The organism is Nocardia anaemiae NBRC 100462 (assembly GCF_001612725.1).
GTDB lineage: Bacteria > Actinomycetota > Actinomycetes > Mycobacteriales > Mycobacteriaceae > Nocardia > Nocardia anaemiae.
Map to the genome: position 1 here is coordinate 31384 of NZ_BDAZ01000072.1, position 20378 is coordinate 51761.

Here is a 20378-nt window from a genome sequence, read left to right on the forward strand (position 1 = left end):
CCGGCTCACAGACGAGCCATCGGTTACGAAGATCTCAGGGCGCAGAAATTTCTCGGTGTCGATGTCGAAACCGCGGCTTGCCGTTCGACGTAGGGGTGAGTCAGGGTGGAGACGGTCCGCGAACGGTGGGTCGGCCCCGGCGACGGCTAAGGAGTAATCACATGCGAGTCATGATTCTGGGGAAGGCGACCGAGGACACCGAGCGCGGGGTCCCGCCCACCAGCGAGGAGTTCGCCGAGATGGAGGCCTTCAATGAAGAGCTTGCCAAGGCCGGCGTGGTGCTGGCCGGTGACGGCCTGAAGCCGAGCTCGGCCGGCAGGCGGGTGGCCTTCGACGAGAAGGGCGGCTCGTCGGTGCTCGACGGGCCGTTCGCCGAAACCAAGGAGCTGATCGCCGGCTACCAGATCTGGGAGGTGTCCTCGCTCGAGGAGGCGCTCGAGTGGGTCCGCCGCGCCCCGATCCGCAATGGTGTCGTCGAGGTACGGCCGTTGTACACCGCCGAGGACTTCGGCGAGGCGCTGATGCCCGAGCTGCGCGAGGCGTGAGACGACCGGGCTTGTAGGACCGAGGGCAGCTGGTGACCAGTGTGAGCCGGCGGACCGTGGAGGCGGTCTGGCGGATCGAGTCGGCGCGGTTGACCGCCTCCCTGGCGCGAATCGTGAACGACCTGGGTTTGGCCGAGGACTTGGCCCAGGATGCGCTGATCGCGGCGCTGGAGCAGTGGCCCGAGTCGGGCGTTCCGGATAAGCCGGGCGCCTGGCTGCTTGCTGTCGCCCGCCGTCGCGCGGTCGACATCGTCCGCCGCCAGGTGAACCTGGAGCGCAAGCTCGCACTACTCGCCCGCGAGAAGCCTGAGGGCGAGGATCCGATGGACGCGATCGAATTCGACAGGCACGTCGTCGATGATGTCCTGCGGTTGATGTTCACCGCCTGCCACTTGGTGCTCGGCCGCGACGCACGGGTGGCGCTCACGCTCAAGACGGTGGCGGGACTGTCCACCGACGAGATAGCCCACGCCTTCCTGATCCCGCCCACCACGCTCGGTCAGCGGATTTCGCGGGCGAAGAAGACGTTGTCGAACGCGGGGGTCCGGTTCGAGGTTCCGGTCGGCGACGAGCTGACCGCACGGCTGGCCTCGGTGCTCGAGGTCGTCTACCTCGTCTTCAACGAGGGATACGCCGCCACCAGCGGCGATACCTGGATGCGTGCAGAGCTGTGTGCGGAGGCCATGCGACTCGGTCGGATGCTCGCCGCGCTCGCACCCGACAAACCGGAGCCGCACGCACTGGTGGCGCTGATGGAGTTCCAGGCGTCGCGGCTGCGGGCCCGAACCGACGCCGGCGGCCGGCCGGTGCCGCTGGGCCGTCAGGACCGGACCCGCTGGGACCGGTTGCTCATCACACACGCCGAGGGGGCGCTGCGGCGGGCCGAACACCTCGGCGGACGCGGGTCCTACGTGTTGCAGGCCTCGATCGCCGCCTGCCACGCCCGCGCGACGAGCGCACCCGTTACCGACTGGCACCGCATCGCCGAGCTCTATCACGAACTCAGCGCACTCACCGGCTCGCCGGTGGTCGAGCTGAACCGGGCCGTCGCGGTCTCGATGGCCGACGGACCCACCGCCGCGCTGGCCATCGTCGACGAGCTTTCCGCCCTCACCGCGCTGCGAGGCTACCGCCTACTGCCTGCCGTCCGGGGTGATCTGCTGCTCAAGCTCGAGCGTCGTGACGAGGCACGCTCGGAGTTCGAAAGGGCCGCGGCGATGACCGGCAACGAGGCCGAGCGGACGCTGCTGCTCGACCGGGCCGCGTCCTGCTGAATCGGCCGCGACGACGGAATGCTGTCCAGCGTTCGTTTTCCACTCGCTGCCGGAGAAGCCGATGACGTTGGCGACAGCGGCCTCGAGGTTGTCGTAGCGGACCTGCCCGGCCGGGACGCCACCGAGTGTGGTGAACGCGTGCACGTGGCCTTCGAAGAACGCTTCCTGCCCACCCGACATCGACAGCCGGTGAACCGCCTTGCCGGAGAACGACATCCGCAGCGAGAACAGATAGCAGCGCACCAGTTCGCCGCAGCCGGATCACCACCTCACCGAAGTCGACCTCGGCCTCCATGCCCGGCCGATGGGTCTGCGGCACGAATACCGGCGACGGCGCGTGCCCGGACTCGATGCGGATCTGCGGTTTGCGTTCGGCGACATAGGCACGGACTCGCTGATAGGACACCTCGGTCATGCCGTGCTCATCGAGCAACCGGTGATAGATGCGGGTGACCGTATGCCGTTACTTGCGTGGCGCATTCAGATCCGTGCGCAAGATCTCATCGATGAACGGCTTGAACGGATCCAACCGCGAGGCCTGTGGCGGGATTCAGTGCGCCTGCCTGCGGTGCCTCAACTTCGCGGGACGGTCGGTGAGCTGCTCGTCTCATTGATCATGAGGCAGGTTGGCTACTGACATGGCGGTGTTCATTGCGACGCCGATTGTCGGCTTCGCTTGTCGGGTCAGTGAGCGGCTGGATGCGGGGAGTTCGTGTGTTCCGGGAGTGTCTGTGTGCCGGTGGAGCGGAATCCGTCGATGAGCAGGGTGAGGTGACGGCGCCATGCGTCTGGCGCGTGGTCGCGGGTCATCTCGACGGTGCGTGAGATCCCCCAGACCACGAAGGCCAGATCATCGACGGTGGCGTCGACGCGGAGCTGACCGCGGTCCTTGGCGTTGCCGAACAGTTCCGCCAACGCTGCTGCCGCTTTGTCTCGCAGTGGTTGTGCGGCAGGGGATTTCAGGCCGCGTGCGGCGACCTCGTTGAACCCGCGGTCGCTGGCCTGGAGCTCACACATTCCCGTGACGTAGGAGACGAACCCGCGCCAGGGGTCGGGGTCTGCTGCTGCGTGTTCGGCGAGCGTGGCGAGTGTTTCGAGTCGGTCGAGGAACACCGCCTCGATGAGGTCCTGCCGGGTCGGGAATCGGTTGTAGAGGGTGCCGTTGCTGACGCCTGCACGACGGGCGATGTCTGCCATCGCCACGTCGATGCCGTGCTCGGCGAAAATCTCCCGCGCCGCGTCGATCACCCGGGCCCGATTGCGCTCGGCGTCACTGCGCAACGAGCGGGGCACCGGAGTGGTAGGTGGCATTCCCGAATTCTATAACTTGACGGCACCGTCATGTTATGCGGTAACCTCCGAGACTAACTTGACGACACCGTCAAGTTGTGGTTCTTTCGAGGAGGATTCATGACCGAGACGTCCAAGACGATCGCGGTGTTCGGTGCGGGGCCAGGGCTCGGGCGTTCGGTGGCACGCCGGTTCGGGCGAGAGGGGTTCCGGGTCGCCCTGGTCGCGCGCACCATGGCGAAGTTGGACGCTATGGTCGCTGAACTGGCGGTCGACGGCGTCGAGGCCGCGGGGTTCGTGGCGGACCTCGGCGACCAGCAACAGCTTTCGGGTGTGCTGGAGGCGATCACGGGCCGGTTCGGCCGCATCGATGTGCTGGAGTATGCGCCGGCCGGGCCGGAGTGGATGCAGCGGCAGGTCGATATCCGCTCCTGTGATCCGGAGTCGTTCGAGTTCGGCCTGAATATGCTGCTGCGGACTCCGACGGTGTTGATCGAGTCGGTGCTGCCGGGCATGCTCGACCGCGGGGACGGGGCTGTGTTGTTCGGGTTGGCGGTCGTGGCGAGTATGCCGGTCCCGCAGTTGGGCAACGTCGCGGTCGCCGCCGCGGCGGCGCGGGCCTATCTGCACAACCTCCACGTTTCGCTGGCCGGAACCGGGGTGTATGCGGGTCTGGTCCAAGTGGCAGGCATGGTCGGTGGCAGTGAATCCGCCGAATACGCTGCCCAGCAATGGGATCCGGCGATGCTTCCGGAACCCCTCGACCCTGCCGATCTCGCCGAAGCCGCCTGGGCGTTGTATTCCACCCGGGACCGATTCGAGACAACCGTCGGGCTTTGACCGGACGGCGCGCCGAAGCGAACAGAACTCGCTGGCGCAGAGCACGATTCGCTGTCACATGACAGTGGTCGTGGCGAGAAGTTGATCCAGTAGATGCTGTTGATGAGGATCGACCACCAGCCGCCATCGCACCCGGACCTCGTCGTCGTACGAACGGCCCCACAGGCCTTGACGCCGACCACCAGCTGGGCCCACTGGGCGCGCACGGCCGGAACGGTGGCGGATGGCGCCCGCACTGCAGCCGTACTCGGCGAGAAGGCCTGGACGCAGGCGTGAGCGACAGCCGGGGTAAACAAGCCGATCACCTAGCAGGACGTACACCAACAAATTTCCGCGATGATGCTTTGCCATGCATTGCGGGCGAGCAGCTTCTAGATTTACCCGGCCATCAGGTTGGCGACAGTCGGCTGGTGCGGTCATGTTGTCTCCCCGTCTCCAGACTCCCAACAGTCATTCCCGGTGAGGCCGACCATGTTCCGCCCCAGAAACGAAGCTGTCGGTCCATGCGCGGGACGCCGGACGGGCCGGGATTGACCTACCTCGCGGTCAACCAGGGCAGTCCCGCACCAACTGGGTCCGCTGCTGGAAAGGCCCACGCCCACGAGTATCGAGTATCACCGCATCGGCCAATTCTCGGACCGGTTGCCACACAGATGAATTGATATGGTCGCGGCATGCCCGACTTGATCGCGCCCACCCTTCTATCACCGGTGGCGGCAGTATCACCGCGGCCATTCGTCGCGGTGTCGTCACCTGTGATGCACCGGCACGCCCGTGCGGTTCGAAGCGACCGAGGGCTCTGAATGCCAACCGACCGTGCGCATCCGACGCTGGCGTATGCATGTACGCGAACCGTGTATTCGTCGAACGCCGGATATGCGCCTTCCGGCTGCTACGCGACCGTTGAGGCGTGAGCCGCAACGAGCCGCCAGCCCAGCGAATCATCGTGGGACCAGGTGCGGGTGTAGCGCATCCTCGCCGCGAAAGGTGAACCGTGAACGTTTCCTTCGACGATCCCAAGGAACCAGGTAACTCCGGTCGTGCCCTCTACCAGCACCGTCAGTTGCTCTTCCTCGAGCTTGGTCAGAATCTGAGCCTTCGTGCGGTGCAACTCGAGATCATCGGCCTTGGTGAAGGTGTCCGCACCGAAGGTGAAAATCAACCGATTATCGAGCAACTCATCGAGCGTTTGGATATCCCCTGCCAGTTGCGCCGCTTGAAGTCGTCGTTCGGCGATCCTCAGATCCTGTTCCATGCCCTTACTCTGCCAGCTCGAAATCGTTACGGCCCTTGCGTTTCGCTGACAGCAGACGCACCTGGATTCCGGTTCGAGCGCCGACGACCTGGAAGATCAGACCGAAACAACTCGGCCCCATCCTCTCAGCAGGTGCCCGGTAGATGACGGAATGATTTGTCGCATCAGCTCTCCGCGGGTGAATCGTGGTCCTCAATCCTCGCGGCTCCACATCCCACTCTGCACGATCCAGATTCCGTGGGCGCCTTGGGTTGCCGGCTGGCTGAGGTTCAAGGCGACCTTGCCGCCATCGCTGTTGGTGACGAAGACGATCGTGGGGGCGCCGCCGCTAGTTTGGACGCTGGTCCAGCCGAATCGGCTCTGCACGAAAGTCTTTGCGACCTGAATGCGATCCAACCGCCAGGGCTGGTGGCCGCCGTCGACTGCCTTCTGCAAATCGGTGATCTGTTGTGCACCAAGACCTTCGCCGCCGAATGGCGTCCCCGAGGGCGGGTACGAGGTCGAGCTGGGCTGCGTCGATGCCGATGTAGTCGGTTGCGGGGGAGGGGATTGTGGCGAGGTGGGCGAGGCTGAGGGTGTGTTCGGGGCGCCGCTTCTTGACATGGAAGGTCCATCGCCACCACCCGACTGGGAGGGATCGGCGCCATTGCCTGACAGAGAAGGGGTGGCACCAGCTGGCGAGGAGAGGGCGGTGACCACCGTCGATGCCGTCGTCGACGACTGGCTCGTCGGCGACGACGTGGCCGTACAGCCGCTGATGGCTGCCGCGGAGGTGAGAACACCGAGAACTGCTGCCGTGACTCGCCGATCGAGCAGGGCGCTAGCGGACAGACCGCGCCTAGGGATGGTGTTGTGCATAGAACTCCTCGATTAGAAACAGGATTCCGGACTGCGGGCCGAAAGGGACCTCTGCCATTTTGTTCTGCACCCCGACCTGGACAGTTAACCATTCCACAATTAGCCAGCCGATTTTTGGAAGCAATCGCGGCCGACTCTCCAACTCGCCGACATCTCCGCAGACTCGAATTGTACGGAAACCACGTTGTCGAAAGATCCGCCATGTGGCGGAAGTTGATGAAGATCGAGCGGACTCCAGTCCGATGAGACTCGCCGATCGCGCTCCTCTGTCGAGCGTTGAGACGCCTTCCCGTCATTGGTAAACGCGCACCTACTGTAGCGAATTCGGGGCTATCGTCGGCTCTGATGATGTCGGCTTCGAATCGTATGCGGTATTCGGTACATCCGTACGACGGCATACGATTTCGCTGCAGCTTGGAGTACGGAAATGTCGGAAAGAGCGTCGGAAGGCTTGGCTGGTTGCGAGATCTCGCACCCGAGCCGTATCAGGGCAACTTCGGCGGCCGCGAAGGGGCGTGAATTCCAGGAGACCTACTGTTTGTTTGCAGTACAACAGAATTCGATCGAGGCAGAAAATTTCGGCCGAGTTCGCATCGGTCCCTCGAGCAGTGAAGCGGATCGATGTCGGTCGGTCTCGAGATCGGCATCGCATTGGCTTTGAATGCGGGTGCGCAATGAGCTGTTCCGTGGCTGCGGATGTCACCTTCTGGCACAGGGTATTTCGCGACAAACGAGCATCTTGGCCAATGGCTGGGTGTGTGCGGCCGTACCGATGGGCGACGCATTCGAATTTCGATCATTCGCAGTTTGATTCATGGAGGATACGGTCGTGAATTTTGCCCGGATGCGCCCGCGCCGCGACGGTGCATCGGTGAGCCACCCGTTCTCGGGCGAGCACACTAGTTACGAAACGTCGCGCATGACGAGCAGCGCTGATCAGCTCGTCGGCCCCGACAACGCGACACCCGATTTCCCGAATGCGATGAGCTACGGCGACTATCTGTCTCTCGGGGCGATCCTGAGCGCACAGCATCCGCTGTCGCCGGATCCCAACGAGCTGCTGTTCATCATCCAGCATCAGACGACCGAGCTGTGGATGAAGCTTGTTCTGCACGAACTTCGTTTGGCCCTCGAGGCGATCCACCGCGACGAGCTGCCGTCCGCGTTGAAGGTGCTCGCTCGGGTAGCACGGGTCTTCGAGCAGCTCGTGCAGGCATGGAACGTGCTCGCCACGCTGACACCGTCGGAGTATTCGGCGATCCGGCCGTATCTCGCGCAGGCGTCTGGACTGCAGTCCTATCAGTATCGGCAGCTCGAATTTCTGCTCGGCAACAAGAACTCGCAGTTGCTCCGTCCACATGTTCACAGGGTGGAGGTGCTAGAGCAGTTGCGTCCAATGCTCGAGGCGCCGTCGTTGTACGACGAGGTGGTTCTTCTGCTCGCTCGGCGTGGTTTTCCGATTACGCCTGCGCGGCTCGAGCGAGATTGGGCGCAGCCGACGCAGCACGATCAGACCGTCGAGGATGCGTGGATCGACGTGTACCGCACGCCGCAGAAACACGGGGAGCTGTATGCGATGGCCGAGCAACTCGTCGACCTCGAGGATATGTTCCGGCAATGGCGCTTCCGTCATGTGACGACAGTCGAACGCATCATCGGTTTCAAGCGGGGGACCGGCAGGACGAGCGGCGTACCGTATCTCCGGAAGGTTCTGGACGTCACGCTTTTTCCAGAGCTCTGGCACGTGAGGACGATTCTTTGAGGTGTCGTGAGCAGAGCGGGAAGATGCTCTGTCGCCACCGCTGACCGTCGTGGCCTCGGTGGCTTATCGCCGCGACTGATCGCTGCCTGCTGAGCGAGCCACCGCTCACCAGGAGCGGCGCCCCGGTCCGGTTCGACATCAGCCATGATCGTGGTCTGCTGCCGCCCATCGCTGGCGATCGCCCAGACGTGCGCGTTGGCACTCCGTCTGTCCGCATGCAGGTCTGCGATCATATGCCCAGCTAGCCCTTGGAAGGCCTGCTGCAGCCCGTGGGCGCAGCGAACCCGCGCCGGAATCGGACGAGACGGTCTCATGTGAGGTGATCGAAATCGCCGCGGACCCAACCGATGTAGCGTTCCGCGGACCGCTGGGTCACCACGCGCGCGTCGGACGCGATGGACTGACCGAAGTTGTCGTAAATACGGTCGAAGACCAGGCCGGAGATGGTCTGGGAAATCCGGGCGACCACTGCGGCCGAAAGCGGGATCCGGTTCGGGTAGCTGCGCATGAACGTCACGGTGGCGCGATCGCGGTTCGTGTGCACGGTGTCCGCACTCAAGAGAACGCCGTTGCCGTTGGCACCCGCTGCCCAGACTGCGACGGCACTGCCGGGAAAGTGTCCGCCGACTTGGGTCAAGGTAAGGCCCGGGACGATTTCGAGCTTGCCCGCCCACGGTTGGATCACCGGGTCGCGACGCGCGACCCATTCCAGGTCGGCTTCCGAAACTCGCACCGGCACGCCGCCAAGTGCCCGGCTCCACGCCACCTGGGCGCCGAAGTGATGTGGATGGCTGGCAGCGATGGCGACCACCCTCCCGAGCTGTCGGATCTGCTCGACTACGGCATCGTCGACGAACCCGACAGGATCCCACAGCAGGCAGCCGTTCGGGGTGCGGATCAGGTGGCAGCGATGGCCGATCGCGAAACTCGGCTCGACTTCTAGCGCGTACAGGTCCGGTTCGACGTCGCTGATCCGCACGCGATGCCCTTCGCCCGCCAATTCCGCAAGGCCGGTCCACGCCTGCCCGTCGGCTGGGACCCATTGGCGTTCGTCAGTACAGATCCGGCAGATCTGAGCGTTGTCATCGTGTTCCACGCCGCAGGTTCGGCAAATCTTCGACATCTCGATCCCTTTCCTTCACAGACGGCAGTGCACCTTTGGCAAAAGCTTAATGTTGAACAGTTCAATGTCAAGGAAAGATTCGGGTTCGGCATAGGGCGAGTGATGATCAAAGTCGCACCTAGGCGCGGGTTCGATCTTCGGTGTTAGGGGGAGTGTCGCCGAGTCCGACCAGGAGCTTTCGTAGCAGCTTGTCGAGTTGTTTCTGTTCGGCGGCACTGAGGGAGTCGAGCATGCGGGCTTCGTTGGCGACGTGGTCGGTCATCGTCGCGCCGACTAGTTCGCGTCCGCGGTCGGTGAGGCTGATCAAGACCGATCGCCGATTGTCCGGATCCACTTCGCGGCTGACCAGTTCACGTTTGACGAGACGGTCGACCCGGTTTGTCATCGCGCCCGCGGTGATCATCGCCGAGTCGGTGAGTGCGCCTGCGGTCAGTTGGTAGGGCGGACCGGACCGCATGAGGGTGGCCAGCAGATCGAACTCCCATAGTTGCTGGTCGTGCTCCGCCAGTGTCGTCGAGATGCCTTGTTCGAGGATTCTCGCCGCCCGTTTGATCCGTCCCACCGTGCCCATTGGACTCGGGTCCAGATCAGGTCGCTCAACCCGCCACTGCTCGACGATGCGGTCCACGTGGTCACCCATTTGTACCCCTCTGCATAAAACTGTTTGAGATTGAAATTACCATCCGGTGCCCGGTCGACCTCGTCGGTTGCGCGAGAGCGCCGCTTCGCTGCCAGGTTCCTGAGCGTGGGCCGCACTCTCTTGTCTCAGGTGATGGCCATCTTCGTCGGTCGGCCTCATGGCCGCTCGAGCTGAGTGTCGACCGTCGGGCGGCTATGCTTACACATCTCGATATCAAACTATTTGACATGAAAGTGTCTTGCGGCTATGTTAGTCCTTGTATCAAACTATTTGACATTGAAGGGTTGCGGCGATGACTGTCACCATCACCTACTGCAGGCCATGTGGCTACTTGAGGCGCGCCGAGAAGGCTGCTACCGCGCTGGAAAACGAACTCGGCGTGGTCGCTGAACTCGTTCCAGGCAAGGGCGGGATCTACCAGGTCGCCGTCAATGGCGAGGTGGTGGCGAAGAAGACCCGTTCGGGCTTCCCTGAACCGCAGGAAATCTGCGCGGCCGTGGCAGCCGCCGCGAGCTGACTGTTCGCCCTACCCTACAACTCGGAAGGAGGCGGCCATGCCGGTCGTCAACGTTCTGGACTCGTTCCTGCACTACCGCGAATCCGGTAGGCCGGACGGCATTCCGGTCGTATTCCTGCACGGCAATCCCACCTCGTCGCACTTGTGGCGCAACGTGATCCCCCATGTAACTCCCGACGCTCGACGGCTCGCGCCCGACCTGATCGGCATGGGCGAATCAGGCAAGCCGGTCATCGCCTATCGATTCGCCGACCACGCCCGCTACCTCGACGCGTGGTTCGACACACTCGGCCTTGATGAGGTGGTGATCGTGGGGCACGATTGGGGCGGGGCACTCGGAATGGACTGGGCCCGTAGACATTCCGACCGCATCCGCGGGGTGGCTGTCACCGAGACCTTCCTTCGCCCCAGCCGATGGGCCGAAATGCCCGAGAGAGCGGCGGAGCTGTTCCGGGGCTTCCGGTCCGACGAAGGCGAGGACATGGTTTTGGAGCGGAACATGTTCATCGAGGTGAACTTGCCGCTGCAGATCTTCAGCGGGCTCGCGTCGACCGACCATGATGTCTACCGTGCTCCGTATCCGGACCCGGCTTCACGCAAGCCCCTGCTGGCGTGGGCGCGCGAATTCCCCCTCGACGGCGAACCGGCCGACGTCACCGCCATTGTCAACGCCTACGACGACTGGATGGCGAACACCCCTGATGTGCCGAAACTGCTGATGGCCGTCGAAGGCGGCGCTACCCTGGGCTCGCCGGAGGTGATCGACTGGGCGCGAAAAACCTTCGCCGCGTTGGAAGTTGAATCCATCGGCCCCGGCGGACACCACATCCCGGAAGACCAACCCGACGCCATCGGCCGCGCCGTTGACGGATGGATCAATCGGCACGAACTCGCCAAGGTGTTCGGATAGAAACGGACTGCTCTCGATCACCAGGATCCCAATGCTCTGGCAGGCTATCCGCTGCACAACGCCGGGTTGCCTGGCGTGGATTCAGCGTGTGACGTATGCGGATGGCGCCATCCCGCTGAACGAACTGGGGTTCAACCGTGCCCGTTGGGCGTCGGTGAGAGCCGCGCGCCCGCTGCACTGCGGTGGCCACGAGGTCTCCGGTGAGGTTCTGATCTGTCGCTGGACCATCTACCGGAGACCTCGCCACGCTGGCCATCGACACGCCAACGCAGACAACATTTTCGGCTCAGGAATTGAAGGCGCCGCTGCCCGGCCACCATCAACTCCTACCACTTATGAAACACGCCCTAGCACGCGGTCACGGAACACGTTGCGCCGCAGCATCGCCCACGACTTGCGATCGGCCCGAGACCCTTCGGTCAACAGCAAGTTGCGGCGCTCTGGGAGCGATTGTCCGGTCCGCCCTTGTTGCTGCTTGGCTGGGTCGAAAACTCGGTCGTGTGGGCTGAACGCGAGCACGCCGCCGCCAAAGACTACACGCCGGTGCCGTTTCCCCGGCGGCCCATCACAAAGTGCCTGCGGATAGTGGTCGTCGCAGCGGATGTCGAACGCTCCGAGTTCGGCGCGGTGGTGAGGTGATTGATCTGGATTGGGCCGCGGATAGCTTTCGACGGTCTGCGATAACGGCTGATGTCTTCGACCTTGTGACCGGCCGCGTTGTAGACGACCCCCGCCCAGATGATGGAACGCGGCCCATTTCCTTGTGCGGTCAGCTTCTCCGCGTGCTTATGGCACGACTCCAGGAATGGACAGGCGAGACAGGTGCGGATCGCCTCGCGCCACGTTCGTATGGACCCGACCTCCAGGTCCCAGTTGTCCGGGCATACCGCACAAGGTGGATGGTTGGTAGCACAGTGTGCGGTGCTGATTGATGTAATGGGAACTGGCATCGCGATTCTCGGGTTGAGGAGTGTCTTACCGAGGGTATGAGCAGGTCATGGTCGAAACATCCGCACTTTTGCGTAGCTTCAGGCGCGCCGTTGCCCGGCCTGGGCTACTGCTTCCCGCAGTTGGGAAGCATGCGAACTGAGAGTGCGCGTCGGATGTACTCGTGGCGGGGTTGCGGTGGGTCATTATGTACCTGGGCCACGCATGATTTGGCGCTGCTGATGAACGGCCCGCATATGCGAATCTCTCTACCAGCAATCCATGTCGACGCTTGGGCTGACCACAGAACGGGCCGCCGCTTGACGATTAGCAGAATCGGAGGCCTGCAGGACGCCAACCGGATCATCGGCTCCGGCTCACTCGTTGGGAAGCTGCGATCAGTGCTGTGCTTCCGTTCTTCCGCTTGCCGGGCCGCGCGTTGGCAGGTCTTGCGCAGGTGCGGCTGATCAGCTTCTCGGAAGTCGAGTCGTTCTTTTGTCTCACCGTGATATGTCATGCAGTTTGAAAGATCCGCCAACATGCCGAAAAAGCGGCTTTTGCGGTGTGGCATGTGGATGGCGGCAGCATGATTCGCTGATGAGCTATGGCATGGCGGTCTGGGAAAGTGAACGGCCTGCTGGCGAGGGGGAAGCGGAGATAGAGAGTCCGCAGTACTCAGCCTACAATCAAGGTCCGTTGCCGGAAAACCACGGTTTACGCACCAGCGTCTCCGCCGTCGTGTAATCATGGTGCAGCCAGTGCTTCAATATATGTATCGGAAATTGCTGCTCCAGGATTCCGTGCGGCTCGGTGTTCTTGTACGCATGTACGCGCGCTGGTGGAACGCATCACCTATGCGGCGCAGGATCGCGTGGACTCTGGCCACGTTCGGCATGCTCGCTATCGTCCCCGGCGCGCTAGGCGCGATAGCACGAGCCCAAAACGAGTCGACTACCACCGAGTCCTCGCTGGATGCCCTGAGCTGGATGAATATCCACGACACGGAGGGGGCCCCGCTAACCGATTACACTTTCGCTACCGACCACGGCGGCGTTCTACATCCCGTAACGACCGCCCTTTCGGTGATATTGGGCCTCGAATTCATCGGTTATCTCGTCATCGTGACCTCTGCTGTGTGGATGATCGGTTATTCGGTGAGTTTCCAGTGGCTGGACCTGATCGGCCGGTCGCTGACCGGGGTTGCCCGCCGTCTGAGTGGTCAAATCGCGACTCCTATTGTCTTGATTACTGCGGCGTCTATCGGTGCGTTCTTCGTTGCTTGGTTTACGGTGCGTGGCTACTACGCCAAGGCAACCCTGCAGATCATGACTATGCTGGTGGTCGCGGCGCTCGGCCCGATTACACTGGCCGATCCGCTCGGGGATGTATTGTCTCCGCGCGGTCTGCTTGCGCAGGGCCGGGACCTGGGTATTTCGGTAGCTGCCGGCCTTTTTGGAGAATCGACGTCCCAGCCCGATCAACTGGCGATCGGGCTGCAGGGCGAACTGGCGGACAACTTCGCTCGGAAGCCATTGCAAGTATGGAATTTCGGTCACGTCATCGACCAGTCGCCTCGCTGTCGAGCGGCCTGGACAGCCGGCATCGAGTCGGGCCATGAGGACCAGGTGTTGGACGGCATTCGACAGTGCGGTGATTCCACGGCCTACGCCAAAGCTCGCAACCCGAGCCTGGGACAGGTGGGATCCGGCCTGTTGTTACTCATTTGCGCAGCCATTATGCTGTGCTTCGGCCAATACCTGGGGCTGAAGATCATCTGGGCTGCGTTGGACTCAATTTACTATTCGTTCAGAGCTATTTTCGGGCTTGCCGCAGGTGGATTCATCTACGGTCCGACGCAGACTGCGCTATTCCGCGATATAATTGACGTATTCATCGCGGCCGCGCGAATGACCGCGTTCATAATGTTCCTCGCCGTTTACGGACTGTTCCTCGGCGCTCTCTTCGAGCAAGCCCACGGTCACGTCATGACTGTGCTCGTGCTCGGCGCCAACGCGGAGTTTATTGGCATCGTGCAGCTGCGAAGGCTCAATGCCAGTCTCACACGGGGCTCTAATTGGATTACCAATCGGTTTGCTCTTGCCATACAAAACGGTGGACACAGCTCCGGTGCGGGTAGTGGCACTGCGCTGGGAATGGGGTATACGAACGTTCAGAGTCGGTCAAGCTTCGAACTGCTCGCTGCAGTTTCGGCGTTGAATGCGGTCAATACTTCCCCGATTACCGGTTGGCTGGCCGGCGGCACCAAGAATCCGCTGGACCCGTTGGCCCGGGGACGGCGACGTGTAGATCGAACAAATATCGAAGTTGCCCCGATGCAGCGCGATTTTCAGCGGTGGCAGGCTATGGCCCGGGAGAACTGGCGGTTGAAAGCATGGGCCCGTGCAGAGAACGCGGGAGGAATCCACAATGAGCTGGGCCTCCAGAATGCGCTCGATGGGCTTGGTGACAGCCGGGTTCCTGATACATATGTGGCCAGCACACTGCTCAGCTTTGGTGCAACGAACGCCGCCGTCATCAATGGTCAACGTGCGATGGCGGTCCAGAATGCCAGCATGTCGCGCAACCCTTACGGCTTCGCGCCGCTGCAGAAGGCAGTGGCCGCTGCGCGGGCCGTCGAGAATCATGTTGGTGATCCGGCCCACGGAGCGTTCGCTGCACAGGCGGTTGTTTCGGCAAACAACTTCCTCAGACATACCAACGCGCCAGCAGCTGGCTCGGCGGATGTCGACCGTGTCTTTGTGGACAGAGTGCTTGCATTGTCGGATTCCGAGATCGACCTGCGCGCACAGATTTTGCCGGACGAGTGGAACAGTGCCACCCGGGATACTCGGTGGACCATAGGCCACCAGCTGGCAACAGACCACCAGGCCGCAGCAGCGGCATATTGGGAGGCACTCAACGACCCCAACCGCGCACTACCCTTGGAGCGCTATCGCCTCGACCTGATGAACTCGGCCAGACGAATCTCCAACCTCGATCACCTCGAACCCGACACAGGTCTCGATCCGTGGGACCCCTAATTCCAGCTCCGCCGCTTCGGAGCGACATTCATCATCGACCAGGCCGGGACCCCGACAACGCATCCCGGCCTCCCACTGCCCCCGTCATGGAGCAACATTCCGCGGCATTGGGCGAGAGGTGAATGACCGCTCGCCCAAATCGGCCGGTTCGGGCATCGCCGTGCAGGCATGCTGCACATTGGAGCGTGTTCAGTCCGCGGGGGCGGCGTCTTCGATGTCAGCCTTGGTGATCGAGCGGACGACGGGGCGCAGAATCTCGACTACCCGGTCCGGGTCGGCCTCGGCTAGGTGATCGAGCTTGACCAGATGGCGACACAGGACGATGCCGATCAAGGCGGCGCTGACCACCTCTGCGCGCAGATCGGCTTCCTCGCCAGGGATGGCGTCGCTGATCTGATCCTTATAAACACGCGAGGAGGTGCGGATCTCCTCGGCGGCCTCGGGGTGGGTGAGCATCGACCGCAGCATGGCCAGCGAGGTAACCGGTTCCTCGATCAGTGAGTCGCGCAGTCTGTCGAGCAACTGCTCGGCGACATCCGCGGCGCTGCCCCCTGCGAGCAGTGCCGCTCCGGACCCGATAGCGCTCAGGAACAGCTGCTGTTTGCTGCCGAAATAATGAATGACGAGTCCGGGATCCACGCCAGCGGCGGTGGCGATCGCCCGGATGGTGGTGCGGTCGTAGCCGGATTCGGCGAACAACGTGCGGGCGTGGGCGAGGATCCGCGCCTCGGTATTGCGTCGCTGCTCGGCCCGCGAAGTGGGCGCCGGGGGGTTGCTCACGCGGGTCATTCTACGGGCGTTGACCGGGGCGGCCTTTCGTTCTACGCTCGTTGAATCATTGATACAACGAGCGTTGAATGAAAGGTGGTCGCCATGACCCAATCAGGTGTAGAGAGCCCACTGCAGGTCTTGGAGCGGCGAAACAAGGCGATCCTCGCCAACGACATGCACGCGTTTGTGGACCTGTTCGCGGAGGACGGCGTGATCGAGATGCCGTTCACTGCAGGCGAATTGCCTGCCCGGCTGGCAGGCAAGGAGGCAATTCGGGCGTACGCGATCGACGCCGACCGCGGTGGGTTCCATCTCGACGAACTTCGTGTACACCAGACCCACCGGACTGCCGATCCGGAGGTCGTGATCGTCGAACTGACGTCCATCGGACGCGTTATGTCGACCGACCAGCCGTTCAAGGTGCCCTGTATTCAGGTCTTCCGAATCCGCGACGGGAAAATCGTGTTGTTCCGTGACTATGTCGGCCACGCGTTCCTACCGGACCTGAGATGAGCCTCGATCCAAGCGGACTTCAGGTAGTGCTCTGACGCATTCCTGCCACTTCGAGCGCATCCTCATCGAACCGTTCGGGCCGATGATCGTGTCGCCGCTGCGCTCACCTGCTTCAAGAAGCTGATGAAGGCGAAATCAGCCACGTAAGTGGTCCGGGACTCCGGCGACTGCGCCGTGCTGTATGGCGCGAAAGGACCGTGACCTCCGACGGCAAGGCCTACTTCAGCGCCGTCGGCTCGGGCATCGGCGACGATGCGTGACTCATAGGGTCGGAGCTAGCGGCCGGCAATGCGCGGTGTCGTCCCCGGTGCCCGGCGGCGTCGGTGCTGGCTGTGATAGCTACTATCAAATTGGCCATCGTTCCTGTGCCTGGCGACTAGCGTGAGTGCTGGGTCGCTCGTCCGGAGCGAACAGCAGCACAGGGCGAACAGCACGCCGAGTAGGGCCGGTGGTCGCGGGGCGGGCGCGCCCACACCATCCAGCCGACGTTCAGGCGCTCGGCGACAAGCGCATAGTCCGACGTGTCTAGGCGCGTCTGTGAAGTATTGGCGCACAAGATGTTTTGCCTGTTGCCGGGCTATCGTCACCAGCCTGTCAGCGCAGCCCACTCCAACTATGCACATCGTCTGTCATTGTTTCGAAGGCGCCTTGAGTGCTGACGTGCGGATTCGGTTCTGACTGAAGGGACTTCGTACATCGGCGTGTCGCGTACTCCGCTTCAGTAACGTGCTTTTGCTCGTACTCGTCGTCAGCCGATGCGGTTCGCGCGATCGTCGGTGATCCAGTACTCGGGCGATTCCGCAGATCCAGCTGATGTGATCGTGATCGTCTCGGTTGCCGATCCGGCCACCGAGACAACCGCATCACGGCGGCCCGCGAAGCGCTGATACCGCGGCCGCGACCAGCACAAGGCGCGCCGCCACCGCGAGGGGTACGGGGGAATCCGAGCGCGGAGGCCGTGCCTCGCGCGCGTCAACCGCCTATTTGTCCCTAGACCGGTCCTTTTTCCCGGTTCGCGCAGTCTGTACCGGTGGAAGGTGTTGTCGACTGGGAGAGTGAGGCGACTGTGGTGTCCGATCGGGGCGATTTCGCCGTCCGTACTGATCCGTTCCGGCGGGAGCTGCTGGTGCACTGTTATCGCATGATGGGGTCGGCTGATGAGGCCGAGGACCTGGTGCAGGAAACCTATCTGCGTGCCTGGCGCTCCTACGACAATTTCGAGGGTCGTTCCTCGTTGCGGACGTGGCTGTATCGGATAGCCACCAACTCCTGCCTGACAGCGCTCGAGCACCGCGGACGTCGGCCGCTGCCCTCCGGCCTGGCAGCACCGCAGGAGCAAGCGGATACCGCCGTGGCGCTGGTGCGCCAAGAGATCGACTGGCTGCAACCCCTGGCCGACAGCGAGGTCTGGGCAGCGACATCGGATCCCGCGACGGTCGTGGTGTCGCGGGAAAGCCTCAGGCTGGGTTTGATCGCCGCACTGCAGTTGCTTCCACCGCGCCAGCGTGCGGTCCTCATTTTGCGCGATGTGCTGGCCTGGTCGGCTGACGAGGTCGCGGACCTGCTCGGAACCACGACGATCGCGGTCAGGGGCCTGTTGCGGCGAGCCCGGAATCAGCTCGAGCAGGCGAGTCCGCGCGAAGAGCAACTTGCTGAGCCGGACGATCCGGCCGTGCGTGCCCTACTGGAGCGCTATATGGCGGCCTTCGAACACGCCGACGCCGTCGGGCTGGCAGAGTTGCTACGCCAGGATGCCGAGTTCGAGATGCCGCCGTTCGTCACGTGGTTCCGTGGTCGCGATGCTGTCGCGGGATTTGTCGGGAGTACGGTCTTCAGCCTGCCGGGCGCGTTTCGTATGGTGGCAACGCGAGCGAACGGGCAACCCGCCGTGGCGGGCTACCTACTGGGCGCCGATGGCGTCTACCGGGCACACGCCATTCAGGTCCTGACGATCACCACCGGCGGGATCGCACACATCGCCTCGTTCCTCGATCCGGCTTTGTTTCGTTGGTTCGGACTCCCACCGATCGCCGATGACAGCGGAGTGCCGGTTGCCAATGAACCGAACAGGATCGCGCCATGCCCATCGACGCCATAGCCCTGCTTCGCGCCGCCACGGCCTACGCCATCGATTCCACGACCGGGCTGACGTCGCACCTGCTCACTCGCCGCACTCCGTGCGCCAACTGGGATCTGCGTCGGCTGCTCCGCCACACCGACGACTCTGTGCAGGTGCTTATCGATGGTCTCGGAACCGGTTACATCGATCTCGATCCGCGCCATGTCCACGCCGTCGGCACAGATCCGGTGGTCGCGTTTCACACGCGTCTCGATCGGCTACAGGTGGCCGCGTCACGCCTGGCTTCCACCGACGGGATGGTCGCCTTGGCCGACCGCAAGCTCCCCGTGGGTGTGGTAGCCCTGGTCGGGGCTGTCGAGCTCGCAGTGCATGGTTGGGACATCCCCCCAGGCACGCGGTTGCGCCTCACCTATTCCCTCCGAACTCGCCGATGACCTGCTGTACGTTGCAGAACGAACGATCCGCCCCAACAGACATCCCGAGTTCGATCCGCCGGTGCCGATATCCTCGCATGCGGCGTCAGGCGCCAGATTGATCGCTTTTCTCGGGCGACGCCCGATCTCCTAGTACTGCAACGACACCTATGTTTCCAGTGATGGGTTGATTGTCACGCCGGTGAGGGCGGGAGACGGATACTGGGTCGGTGAAAATCTATGAGTGTGGTGTTGGCGATCTGGACGAGCTGGCCGCGCTTCGTACGCAGCTGTGGCCGGAAAGCACTGTCTCGGAGCATCGTGTGGACATCGGTGATCACTATGACGGTTCCCGCGCGGCCGTGGCGTTTCTGGCTCGCGACGAACATGGGACGGCGGTCGGATTCAGCGAGGCCACGCTGCGCCACGACTATGTGAACGGGTGTGACACGTCGCCGGTCGCGTTCCTGGAGGGCATCTTTGTGCTGCCTGAGCATCGACAAGGCGGCACGGCGCGTGCACTGTGCGCGGCCGTGGAGGAATGGGGCCGTGCGAATGGGTGCACCGAGCTCGGGTCCGATGCCCTCCTGGATAATGCCACGGGTCAGAAGGTGCACACGGCCCTCGGCTTCGAAGAGCGCGAACGTATCGTCTGCTACCGGATGTTGCTGTGAGTCGGTCAGTTTCGTGGTTGCATCGACCATGTCTCGGTTCTATCGGCATTCATGTGAGCGGGTGCACCCTTCGCCTGTAGTGGCAGAGGCGGGCCTGGTGTTGTCGGCGGCGACGGCAGGTCGACCACGACCAAACATGATCGGTTGAATTGGTATGTCGGAGAACAAGGTTCACTGCAGGCGATAGATCTCGGGTAGCGTGAGAGCGCTCAGGTCTTCAATGGCTGTTCCGATTCCCTATTTTGCGGCTGCTGCTTTCGAGCAGGCCAGCCAAGCCAGGGCGAGCATGGACAGGGTGATGTGGGCGTACCCTGCCCGGAAGGTGCGGACCTGGTAGTGGTCGAGCCCGGTCTGGTCTTTGGCCTGCTGGAAGCATTCTTCGACAGACATTGCCACGATGCTGCGGGCATTGCAGCGATCGCGGTGTCGACCCGCTCGGCCATCGGGCCGCCGCGCGTGGGGAAGCGGTCGTCGCCGCGGGTGGCCATCACGTGACGTCGGCATATACAGCTCGCGGTCGATCAACGTGTGCCCGTGCCGCGAGGCATACGCCAGGAAGACCCCGACCTGGCAGTTCTCCGTACGCCCGGCCGTGCCGGAATACTGGCGTTGCACCCGCGCCGAGAGGCGGCCCTTCTTCAGGAACCCGGTGTCGTCGGCAACCAGCACCGCATCGAGGTTGCCGAGCTGCTCCACCACGTAATCGCGCACGTCATCCCGCATACCATCGACGTCCCAGTCCGCCCTGCGTAGCAACCGCTGCATCCCGTCCGGGCTCACCTCCCCGGCACGCTCGGCCAGCGTCCACCCATTCTTGCGTTACAACCCCGCGACCAGCCCGGACACATACTCCCGCACCCGAGACCGCGGCTCTGCCCGAGCGAACCGACCCCAAACCCGCTCGACCAACGAATCCAACTCGGACACAAGACGATCCAATACCGC

At 63.1% G+C, this 20378-nt stretch carries 21 protein-coding genes and 1 pseudogene; 15 read left to right on the plus strand and 7 right to left on the minus strand.

Annotated features, from left to right (window positions below):
* The first annotated feature begins 161 nt into the window (after nt 1-161).
* From NA5_RS33360 to NA5_RS40910, 3 genes are all read left to right on the plus strand, one after another.
* Nucleotides 162-545 (plus strand): YciI family protein, encoded by a 384-nt coding sequence (locus tag NA5_RS33360; protein WP_062993015.1) that lies wholly within the window; start codon nt 162-164, stop codon nt 543-545.
* Nucleotides 546-577: 32 nt separating this feature from the next.
* Nucleotides 578-1819, plus strand: coding sequence for an RNA polymerase sigma factor (locus tag NA5_RS33365; RefSeq protein WP_218020215.1), 1242 nt, complete (start codon nt 578-580; stop codon nt 1817-1819).
* 304 nt (nt 1820-2123) lie between these two features.
* On the plus strand, nt 2124-2456 hold the full coding sequence (locus NA5_RS40910) for a hypothetical protein (RefSeq protein WP_062993017.1): 333 nt from the start codon (nt 2124-2126) through the stop codon (nt 2454-2456).
* A 47-nt stretch (nt 2457-2503) separates the two neighbouring features.
* Here the strand turns inward: NA5_RS40910 and NA5_RS33375 are convergent, their stop codons facing one another.
* The gene (locus tag NA5_RS33375) at nt 2504-3130 is read right to left on the minus strand and encodes a TetR/AcrR family transcriptional regulator (RefSeq protein ID WP_062993018.1); all 627 of its coding nucleotides are present in this window, start codon (nt 3128-3130) and stop codon (nt 2504-2506) included.
* A gap of 99 nt (nt 3131-3229) precedes the next feature.
* Here NA5_RS33375 and NA5_RS33380 point away from each other — a divergent pair, with 99 nt between their 5' ends.
* Entirely contained in the window at nt 3230-3949 is a 720-nt protein-coding gene (locus NA5_RS33380) for an SDR family NAD(P)-dependent oxidoreductase (protein WP_062993019.1), read from the plus strand.
* Nucleotides 3950-4051: 102 nt separating this feature from the next.
* The gene (locus NA5_RS33385) at nt 4052-4225 is read left to right on the plus strand and encodes a hypothetical protein (protein WP_157110780.1); all 174 of its coding nucleotides are present in this window, start codon (nt 4052-4054) and stop codon (nt 4223-4225) included.
* Nucleotides 4226-4841: 616 nt separating this feature from the next.
* Here the strand turns inward: NA5_RS33385 and NA5_RS33390 are convergent.
* Together NA5_RS33390 and NA5_RS33395 are read right to left on the minus strand one after the other, a co-directional pair.
* Complete coding sequence (locus NA5_RS33390) at nt 4842-5204, minus strand: nuclear transport factor 2 family protein (protein WP_062993021.1); 363 nt, start codon at nt 5202-5204, stop codon at nt 4842-4844.
* Nucleotides 5205-5396: 192 nt separating this feature from the next.
* Nucleotides 5397-5639 (minus strand): hypothetical protein, encoded by a 243-nt coding sequence (locus tag NA5_RS33395; RefSeq protein WP_062993022.1) that lies wholly within the window; start codon nt 5637-5639, stop codon nt 5397-5399.
* 256 nt (nt 5640-5895) lie between these two features.
* On the opposite strand from NA5_RS33395, the gene NA5_RS33400 reads away from it, so the two are divergent.
* Nucleotides 5896-6078: a hypothetical protein gene (locus NA5_RS33400; protein ID WP_157110781.1), complete on the plus strand. Its 183-nt coding sequence runs from the start codon at nt 5896-5898 to the stop codon at nt 6076-6078.
* Nucleotides 6079-6876: 798 nt separating this feature from the next.
* Nucleotides 6877-7824 (plus strand): tryptophan 2,3-dioxygenase, encoded by a 948-nt coding sequence (gene kynA, locus NA5_RS33405; RefSeq protein WP_157110782.1) that lies wholly within the window; start codon nt 6877-6879, stop codon nt 7822-7824.
* A 310-nt stretch (nt 7825-8134) separates the two neighbouring features.
* Here kynA and NA5_RS33410 read toward each other — a convergent pair whose 3' ends face one another.
* Together NA5_RS33410 and NA5_RS33415 are read right to left on the minus strand one after the other, a co-directional pair.
* Entirely contained in the window at nt 8135-8947 is an 813-nt protein-coding gene (locus tag NA5_RS33410; RefSeq protein ID WP_062993024.1) for an MBL fold metallo-hydrolase, read from the minus strand.
* Nucleotides 8948-9065: 118 nt separating this feature from the next.
* On the minus strand, nt 9066-9587 hold the full coding sequence (locus tag NA5_RS33415) for a MarR family winged helix-turn-helix transcriptional regulator (protein WP_062993025.1): 522 nt from the start codon (nt 9585-9587) through the stop codon (nt 9066-9068).
* 292 nt (nt 9588-9879) lie between these two features.
* Here NA5_RS33415 and NA5_RS33420 point away from each other — a divergent pair, with 292 nt between their 5' ends.
* From NA5_RS33420 to NA5_RS33435, 4 genes are all read left to right on the plus strand, one after another.
* Nucleotides 9880-10104, plus strand: coding sequence for a SelT/SelW/SelH family protein (locus NA5_RS33420; protein ID WP_062993026.1), 225 nt, complete (start codon nt 9880-9882; stop codon nt 10102-10104).
* Nucleotides 10019-11014 carry a haloalkane dehalogenase gene (locus NA5_RS33425; RefSeq protein WP_281201771.1) on the plus strand — a complete coding sequence of 332 codons (996 nt, stop codon included), beginning with the start codon at nt 10019-10021 and terminating at the stop codon, nt 11012-11014. The genes NA5_RS33420 and NA5_RS33425 overlap by 86 nt, the downstream gene beginning before the upstream one ends.
* Nucleotides 11015-11479: 465 nt before the next feature.
* Entirely contained in the window at nt 11480-11653 is a 174-nt protein-coding gene (locus tag NA5_RS33430) for a hypothetical protein (protein ID WP_157110783.1), read from the plus strand.
* A 1034-nt stretch (nt 11654-12687) separates the two neighbouring features.
* Entirely contained in the window at nt 12688-14982 is a 2295-nt protein-coding gene (locus NA5_RS33435; RefSeq protein ID WP_157110784.1) for a hypothetical protein, read from the plus strand.
* A 189-nt stretch (nt 14983-15171) separates the two neighbouring features.
* Here the strand turns inward: NA5_RS33435 and NA5_RS33440 are convergent, their stop codons facing one another.
* A complete protein-coding gene (locus NA5_RS33440) occupies nt 15172-15762 on the minus strand; it encodes a TetR/AcrR family transcriptional regulator (RefSeq protein WP_245672515.1) in 591 nt (196 codons plus the stop codon).
* A gap of 93 nt (nt 15763-15855) precedes the next feature.
* On the opposite strand from NA5_RS33440, the gene NA5_RS33445 reads away from it, so the two are divergent.
* The 4 genes from NA5_RS33445 to aac(6') all read left to right on the plus strand — a co-directional run bounded on the left by NA5_RS33445 (nt 15856) and on the right by aac(6') (nt 19433).
* Nucleotides 15856-16266 carry a nuclear transport factor 2 family protein gene (locus NA5_RS33445; protein WP_062993031.1) on the plus strand — a complete coding sequence of 137 codons (411 nt, stop codon included), beginning with the start codon at nt 15856-15858 and terminating at the stop codon, nt 16264-16266.
* A gap of 1030 nt (nt 16267-17296) precedes the next feature.
* Nucleotides 17297-18364, plus strand: coding sequence for a sigma-70 family RNA polymerase sigma factor (locus NA5_RS33450; RefSeq protein WP_063813749.1), 1068 nt, complete (start codon nt 17297-17299; stop codon nt 18362-18364).
* A complete protein-coding gene (locus NA5_RS33455) occupies nt 18346-18780 on the plus strand; it encodes a DinB family protein (protein WP_062993032.1) in 435 nt (144 codons plus the stop codon). The genes NA5_RS33450 and NA5_RS33455 overlap by 19 nt, the downstream gene beginning before the upstream one ends.
* Nucleotides 18781-18989: 209 nt before the next feature.
* Nucleotides 18990-19433, plus strand: coding sequence for an aminoglycoside 6'-N-acetyltransferase (gene aac(6') / locus NA5_RS33460; protein WP_062993033.1), 444 nt, complete (start codon nt 18990-18992; stop codon nt 19431-19433).
* Nucleotides 19434-19670: 237 nt separating this feature from the next.
* Here the strand turns inward: aac(6') and NA5_RS43360 are convergent.
* Nucleotides 19671-20372 (minus strand): annotated as a pseudogene (locus NA5_RS43360) (IS701 family transposase).
* Nucleotides 20373-20378: the final 6 nt, after the last annotated feature.